Genomic DNA, 7,121 nt, shown 5'->3' on the forward strand with positions numbered 1-7,121 from the left:
AAATCATCCTTTCTGTACACTTTTTCCTAAAGTAATTTCTGCGATTTTTTTGGCGTACTCAATAGATTCAAAAGCCTCATCGTTACTTAGTACTGCAATGGTCAAACGCTCTTCAGGAAAACGCATAAAGTGTGAAGGGTAACTGGCCCAACCACCTGAATGCTCCAGGTAATGACAATCAAAATCTCCGCCTAAAAACACGCCAAAAGCATAATCCTCATTATCGATAATCAGCTGACCTGTTGGGGAAGTTTTCGGGCCTAGCTCAATCATTCTCTTAACAAGGTCTTTCCCGCCAACCATACCTGTCGTGTAGTTTTGTCCCCATTTTACTAAGTCCTCTACATTTGAATGGACGGCTCCATCGCCCATGTGTTCCCAAGGACTTTCATAGATTTCGTATGCCCCTTGCCCATTCTTCGAGTAGCCACGAGCAACTGGAAAGCTTGTAGGATAGCGAACCACAATTGCTGTGTCGTTCATGTGCAAAGGTTCAAAAATACGTTCCTTAGAAAATTCGCTCAAGTTTTTCCCACTGGCTTTTTCAACAACTAATGACAGTAAAAAGTATCCTGTATTGCTGTACTCAAACTTAGTTCCGACCGGAAAAGCTGCCATTTGATGATTTTCAAGATGCAACAATGATTGCTCAGGAGTTAATTTTTCCGTATCTTTAAAATTGGCTTTTTCCGCTAACTCCATATAATCTACTAAACCGCCAGTGTGATGAATGAGATGTCGCAGCGTCACTGGCTCAGCGTAAGCACCAAGAGTGGGTACGTACTTTAAAATCGAATCATCCAGATTCAATTTTCCCTCCTGCTCTAGCAGTAAAATGGCAAAGGCAGTGAATTGTTTGGAGACGGATGCGAGATTAAAAATGGTCTTTGTCGTTATCGGCAGGTTTTCTTCTATTGAATCTAAACCTACCGCTCCTTTATAAGTTACGCCATCGTCGAAGCTCGCTATATATGCACAGCCAGGTTCGTTTGGTGAGAACCTGTTAAATAAATCGTTAAGTGCCAGTTGTATGGATTGATCGCGAGTGCTATACATACTAATTACCCTCCTTTAGCAAAAACAGTGCTCCCCACCCTGTTTTTGCATCAGCTTCGTTGTCTTCCCAGATTAAGTGTGTTTTTTCAGCCTTTCTACATTTGCTTTTTTTCCATTAGGTAAAAATGGACAGGTACTGTTTCATCGCCTTTGATGAAATCACAAACAACCCAACCATTTTGAAAGTAATGCTTGAAAACTCCCCGGGTTGCCATTCGCCAACGGAGCGCCAGATCGACATCCCTAGCTTTCACTTCCTGAAATGCTGAGGGTACGGCAACGACTAGTGGACCGTCATGCTGTTCCACAGTGAGATCAATCGATTGTGGCTCGGGATCGCCTTCGTGGTTGAGTTCAAAATGCAATACTGGCTTTGCTTGAGCGTCTATCTCTCTCTTTTTTTGCGGATTCGCCATCTTCTCGATTACATCAGGACCACTGATCCACCACTCTACCTGAAACCGATCCGAGGGTAAGCCGGTATTTAAAATATCTGTCAGCTCGCCATAGCAGTTTTGAATGTAAGTAGAACAAATCGCACCCAGTTTGCGAATGTTCAAATTTCCGTTGACCGTTTCCAGAGGGTCATATGTCCATGAAACGAGGTTATAGCCTTTTTCAATCGCGGCTTCCTTTTGTACCTGTTTGATCTTTTCTCCCACCCCGCCTTTCTGGAAATCAGGATGGATCCCCATGGTATGAGAGCAAAGGTATGTCTTCACCCCGTCAAACCCTGCAAAGCTGTATTGAAAGCCGATAAGTCGCTCTCCCACAAATGCGCCTATGACCATGCCTCCGTGTTTAACTGCTGTCATCGTCTGATGCACAGGCACTGGGTCATCGTTCGCCCAAATGATTTCTTCCAGCTCTTTTACTGCCAGAAGTTCTTCATATGTGTTCAATTGTCTAATTGTTAATGACTCTAAAAATTGTCTGTTATGCATAAAACTCACCTCATCTCCCTAGACAATCGCAATCAATGTAGAAGAATTATGTTCTACATGTATTTGTATAAATAGAATTAAATACTATGTGAAATCATTTTACCATAAGTACCCAAATAACTAAATTGTTTTTGCATCAATGAAAATGGCCTTTCCGCTGAGTCGTTAATCAATTTAGGCTTACGCGTCCGTTAGTTTTGCAATGCAACATACATTCTAAACCTTGACATCGTGTAAAGGTCAATGACTAGCAAAATGCAACGCATGCTGGCTACGCAGCTCGAAACGCAAAAAAGAGCAACCCATCATGGTTTGCCCAACCCAAAACGAGATGAAGTTTTTAAGTGAAGGAGGTTCAACAGGTATTCACAGATGTTACACTGAAAACTTGGACAAACGCCAGCTGTTTAATTCGTCCACCTGTACATTTTCGATAATCTCCTTTACTGCCAAACGACTTACCAGAGGAGCTAATGTGATTGCTGCATGCATGACTGCTAAATAGAGCCCCTTTATCTGGTCATGAAATCCCACAATTGGATACCCGTCTTCAGGCATCGGTCTCATCCCTACACGTATATTCTCCAGCGTCAAATTTTCCCCTCCACGCAAACTGTGGCGAAGGGTTTCAAATGCTCGTAATGAAAGTTTTGAAATACATACAGGCATGCACCTTCAATCCTATTAATACCTTCTCTGCCTGTGTGCTCATTTTCTACGAACTGCAAAGCAGCATAGGGGTCTCCTGTCTTTTGAAATGCAATTTTATTTACAGGGTCAAAACATCCATTTGTACAACTCCAGACTCTAATTTGTGTTGCCTTCCCCCCTTTCCTATTTTTGCTACCTGTTTTAGTGTTTCAACAACTCTGTCTACTTCCCAATCTTTGATCCATAGCGCGGGATAACCAGGGACAAGCGCCAAGATGGACCAAATACCATCAATGTTAGTCTCACCTATTCCAACGAGCCATTTAGTGTACCCGGAAACTTATATATTATTGGAACAATGAACACCGCGGACAGATCCATTGCTCTAATGGATACTGCCCTCAGACGTCGTTTTCACTTTATTGAATGTGGACCTGATCCAAGCAAACTGGATGATGTAGCAGGCGTACATCTGAATTCGTTTTTAGCAAGAATCAATGAGCGAATTGCTTACTTGTATGATCAGGATCATACCATTGGACATGCTTACTTTATGGTACCTGAATTGGATTATCAAGGTCTTGTGAGCATTATGAAAAACAAAGTAATTCCTTTATTACAGGAGTATTTTTACGAGGATTGGGAAAAAATCGAGCTGATTTTGGGTGGAGCAGGGAAACCTGGAGATAATAATTACTTCCTAACCAAAGTAGAACGTGAGGCTTATCAGATTTTCGGGAACCATCCAGTGATTGATAGACTCTCAACGCAGGTGAAATATACTATTGTACAAAATCCTTCTCTAGAAGCTTTCTCCCGAGTGTATTTGAATACTACCGGAGCATCTGTATGAAAACTCTAACAGTGCATGAATGTGTTGATCATATTCAAATCACTCAGGAAGACAAACTATATTCCATTACTCGAGATGATGCGGAAGAGTTGGATGCGTATTTCAAATCAAGGTACCCTAACAAAGAATATTTACAATGGAGCAGAGACCAAGTTAGCTTTCTCAACGTAGTGGGATATATCCAATTGACTAATGTAGCGATTGAAATCCTGCCTAAAGTGAATATTTCGGGTGACTTGAAGCATGCACGTTCTATGTTACTTCATATGTTGGAGCGCAGCGCTTTCTTACAAGTTTCTTATTCTCATGTCGCCCATTTAGACATTTCGGACAATAACCTCTATGAGATCTATGCGTCCCTGTTCGCTTCGTTATTGGAAAAGGAACTCAGAAGCGGACTACAATCCCAATATGTTGAACATGAAGATAATAAGTTTATCTTAAAAGGCTCTTTGGTAATAAAAGAACAACTGAAAAACAAAATGCAACGAAATAACAAGGTTTACTGTAAATACGAAGAGTTTACTGCCAATCATTTGTTAAACCAAATTCTGAAAGCTGCCATTCATGTTGCTTTGCCTAATATCCGTAATACGAATACCATAAAGAAGCTAAAGAAATGTTCATTAGTGATGGCAGAAATTGAGCTTATACCTGTTCATACAGATCAGCTTAAAAACTTGAGGTTTAACCGTACAAATCAACGGTTTGAGCCATGCCTTCTTCTTGCGAAATTATTCCTGGAACAGCAAACAACAAATATGGCGAGTGGTGTTCAAAAAGGATATTCTATTCTGTTTCCCATGGAAGAGTTATTCGAACAGTATATTGCAGTGATGTTGAAGCGAATAATTCCTACTTATAAGGTACATATTCAACATCGGAAGTACAGGCTTCTCCTCAATGAACAAAGGAACACAGCGGTATATCCATTACTGCCTGATGTTGTCATAGAAATCGATGGGAAGGAGCAAGTGGTAATTGATACAAAGTGGAAACGCATTAAGAGTGGCGTGCATCGTCATAGGGTCAAAAGGGAAGATCTATTCCAGATGTATGCTTACGCAAATCGTTATGAAGATGTGAGCCATACCATATTGGTTTACCCTTATAACGAATTCCTCATAGGGAATGCAGGAGAAATATTAGAGTCTTGGCTTATTGAGGGGGCACCAACTAAGAGGATACAAATGTGTTCTATAGACCTATCTTCAGAGAAAACAGTCAGGAATAGTCTACTTGCTATGTTACATGAATTAAATATTTTACCTTCGTCATGTATTTGGCAAGAAAAAAATGCAGAGTTCGGCAACTATTTTGTGCATAGCCTTGCCAGGCTAAAATTTCATAATTTTAACGGTGGGAAAGAGCATGCCGAAGGCGATAGCTCTCTCCTGTGAAAGCTACGATATGAGCATGATGTACAAGACGGTCGATCAAGGCAGCGGTGAGGCGGTTATCTCCGAAAACCGTATTCCACTGGCTAAACTCCAAATTCGAGGTGACAATGATACCGATCCGTTCATAACATTCTGAGATTAGATGAAAAAGGAGATCAGCACCGTCCTTGTGAAACGGAACAAAGCCTAATTCATCTAAAATCAATACATCAGTGTCCAGTAATTCCTTCTGAAATCGTGGAAGATTGCCAGCCTGAAACTTGGTTTGCAAAATAGAAACCAAGTCTGCCACCCGATAAAACCTCACTTTTTTCCCCTGTTTACACGCCTCCACACCAATTGCCGTTGCCAAATGTGTCTTTCCTGTCCCTACGGGACCAAGCAATATGGCATTTTCCTTGCGTTCTACAAATGAGGCTCTCTTCAACTCCTCAATCGTGACGCTATCAGGTAACGAAACCGACTCAAAGGAGTACCCTTCAAAGGTCTTTATCTGTGTAAATCTGGCTTTCTGCAACAATCGTCGAATTTTTCCCTGCTCACGGGAACTTCGTTCCGAAGATAGCACCGCATGAAGAAATTGAGTCGGGTGTTCAAATGGAACTTGTTCATAGATATTCATAACATGGGCTAATCTCATCTGTTTGCAAAGTTGACGTAATTCTTCTTTCATTTTCGCACCTCTGTCCGTTGAAGTTGATCATACCTCGTTAGATTTGGCTGATATCCAACGAAAACAGATGGTGTGCGACTGTCTTTCATAGGTGCTGGAATGATCTCAGGATGACGTAAACGGTACAGAACATGCTCCAACCGACTCGCATCATCTTGATTTTCTTGCGTAAGGCATCTTTCAATCTCCTCGATCTGATAGGTTTTTAGCATCCGAATGATCCAGCCAATTCTTGTTTTGCGGCTTTTCCCTTCAACAGATTGTAGAAAAGCTTTTGTTTGTCTGGGAAGGAAAGCAAGAACAGAACTGTAGTCTAGAGCTTTTGGCTTACTATAAAGTGGTTGTAACAGTGTTTGAAGGTCAACTGGAACCGGTTCATCCATATATCCTCTTGGTAGTGTAATCAGCACTTCGTAGTCATCATTAAGGACATCTACCTTGTTCCACCAATACTTCACCCATACTCGTTCGTGAGAACGAATGGAAGGAATCTTTACTGTTTTTTGATCAATGAGAACCTCACCATATCCATTGGCTTTTACGAATTCTAAACGGAAAGCTTCATAAGGTACGAGAGGAAGTACAAGAAGTTTGATTTTCTCTTGCTCCCAAAGGTCTTTCTGTAAGACTCTCTTCGCATAATGGGGTCTTCTCAGATCATCAAGGGCTTGCTGATTGATGATTTTCTGTAGATGTTCCAAATCATTGGCTACAGGTAATGGAACACACCAATTTCTTCGAGCATAGCCTACTTTATTCTCAACATGCCCTTTTTCGTTCCCTTGAGCTGGGTTGCAAAAGACAGGCTGGAAGCGATAATGGAGAGCAAATCGCTGAGATTCCTCTGTAAGCTTTCTCTTTCCATCGGTTCCTACAGATACAACAGCTGCTGAAAGATTATCAAACCAGATTCGATTAGGTACTCCACACTCATTTCAAATAACTGTCGTAACCCTTCCAAAAAACACTCGGTGTTCTCCTTCGGAGTAACAAAGACAAATGCAGCATTGCTGTAAGGGTAGGAGAGGATCAACATTTTCCGCTCTATCAGTTCACCACCGATGATCGCTTGAAATGTTCCAAAGTCCGCCTGGGCTTCTCCCCCTGGATGTTCTAAACGAACATAAGGCTCCGATTTTTCGATTTGCAGTTCTGATTTCCGTTTGGCAACATAGTACCGTACGGTACGATCTGATCCTGCAAAGCCAAATTCGAAAACAAGACGATCATAGATACGTTTTGCTGTGTGTCGCTGTTTTTTGGGGCGGGTTTGATCTTCAATGAGCCAGGTATCCACCTGCTCACGGTAAGCTTCCATGATAGGGAATTTTCCTCGAAGAGGAGGTTCTGCTTTGTTCCAATCCGAACAATCTGCATATTTCTTCGCCGTTCTCCAGTTAACACCAGTTTGCTCCGCAATCTGGGAGATAGATTGATCTTTTACATCTCGTAAGTATTTGATATAGTGTTGTTGAGCCATTGCCAGCATTCCTTTCATCCCTCTCCTATCTGTTCCGCAAATAGAAGAGTAGAGGGTTGTTTAG

8 protein-coding genes are annotated in these 7,121 nt (G+C 41.6%); 2 read left to right on the plus strand and 6 right to left on the minus strand.

Translation table 11 applies throughout. The features are described 5' to 3' along the window. Positions 1-3: 3 nt before the first annotated feature. The 3 genes from ACIFQN_RS34085 to ACIFQN_RS34095 form a co-directional block, all read right to left on the minus strand. Complete coding sequence (locus ACIFQN_RS34085) at positions 4-1,056, minus strand: serine hydrolase domain-containing protein (RefSeq protein WP_429837487.1); 1,053 nt, start codon at positions 1,054-1,056, stop codon at positions 4-6. A 95-nt stretch (positions 1,057-1,151) separates the two neighbouring features. Beyond that, the gene (locus ACIFQN_RS34090; RefSeq protein WP_429837488.1) at positions 1,152-2,000 is read right to left on the minus strand and encodes a GNAT family N-acetyltransferase; all 849 of its coding nucleotides are present in this window, start codon (positions 1,998-2,000) and stop codon (positions 1,152-1,154) included. Between the two features lie 375 nt (positions 2,001-2,375). Next, on the minus strand, positions 2,376-2,594 hold the full coding sequence (locus ACIFQN_RS34095) for a hypothetical protein (RefSeq protein ID WP_429837489.1): 219 nt from the start codon (positions 2,592-2,594) through the stop codon (positions 2,376-2,378). Between the two features lie 415 nt (positions 2,595-3,009). Between ACIFQN_RS34095 and ACIFQN_RS34100 the strand changes: the two genes are divergently transcribed. Beyond that, positions 3,010-3,504 (plus strand): hypothetical protein, encoded by a 495-nt coding sequence (locus tag ACIFQN_RS34100; RefSeq protein ID WP_429837490.1) that lies wholly within the window; start codon positions 3,010-3,012, stop codon positions 3,502-3,504. Next, positions 3,501-4,904: an McrC family protein gene (locus ACIFQN_RS34105; protein ID WP_429837491.1), complete on the plus strand. Its 1,404-nt coding sequence runs from the start codon at positions 3,501-3,503 to the stop codon at positions 4,902-4,904. The genes ACIFQN_RS34100 and ACIFQN_RS34105 overlap by 4 nt, the downstream gene beginning before the upstream one ends. On the opposite strand, the gene istB is transcribed toward ACIFQN_RS34105, so the two are convergent. From istB to ACIFQN_RS34120, 3 genes are all read right to left on the minus strand, one after another. Beyond that, entirely contained in the window at positions 4,858-5,577 is a 720-nt protein-coding gene (istB, locus tag ACIFQN_RS34110) for an IS21-like element helper ATPase IstB (RefSeq protein WP_429837492.1), read from the minus strand. The two genes, ACIFQN_RS34105 and istB, sit on opposite strands and share 47 nt — an antisense overlap. Beyond that, positions 5,574-6,278 carry a hypothetical protein gene (locus ACIFQN_RS34115; RefSeq protein WP_429837493.1) on the minus strand — a complete coding sequence of 235 codons (705 nt, stop codon included), beginning with the start codon at positions 6,276-6,278 and terminating at the stop codon, positions 5,574-5,576. The genes istB and ACIFQN_RS34115 overlap by 4 nt, the downstream gene beginning before the upstream one ends. A 170-nt stretch (positions 6,279-6,448) precedes the next feature. After that, on the minus strand, positions 6,449-7,066 hold the full coding sequence (locus ACIFQN_RS34120; RefSeq protein WP_429837494.1) for a hypothetical protein: 618 nt from the start codon (positions 7,064-7,066) through the stop codon (positions 6,449-6,451). Positions 7,067-7,121: the final 55 nt, after the last annotated feature.

The organism is Brevibacillus sp. NRS-1366, from assembly GCF_050467985.1.

Bases quoted from the DNA above. Each gene is read 5' to 3' on its own strand.
- istB (WP_429837492.1), bottom strand. From the start codon at position 5,577: ATGAAAGAAGAATTACGTCAACTTTGCAAACAGATGAGATTAGCCCAT.
- ACIFQN_RS34105 (WP_429837491.1), top strand. From the start codon at position 3,501: ATGAAAACTCTAACAGTGCATGAATGTGTTGATCATATTCAAATCACT.
- ACIFQN_RS34100 (WP_429837490.1), top strand. From the start codon at position 3,010: ATGAACACCGCGGACAGATCCATTGCTCTAATGGATACTGCCCTCAGA.
- ACIFQN_RS34120 (WP_429837494.1), bottom strand. From the start codon at position 7,066: ATGCTGGCAATGGCTCAACAACACTATATCAAATACTTACGAGATGTA.
- ACIFQN_RS34085 (WP_429837487.1), bottom strand. From the start codon at position 1,056: ATGTATAGCACTCGCGATCAATCCATACAACTGGCACTTAACGATTTA.
- ACIFQN_RS34090 (WP_429837488.1), bottom strand. From the start codon at position 2,000: ATGCATAACAGACAATTTTTAGAGTCATTAACAATTAGACAATTGAAC.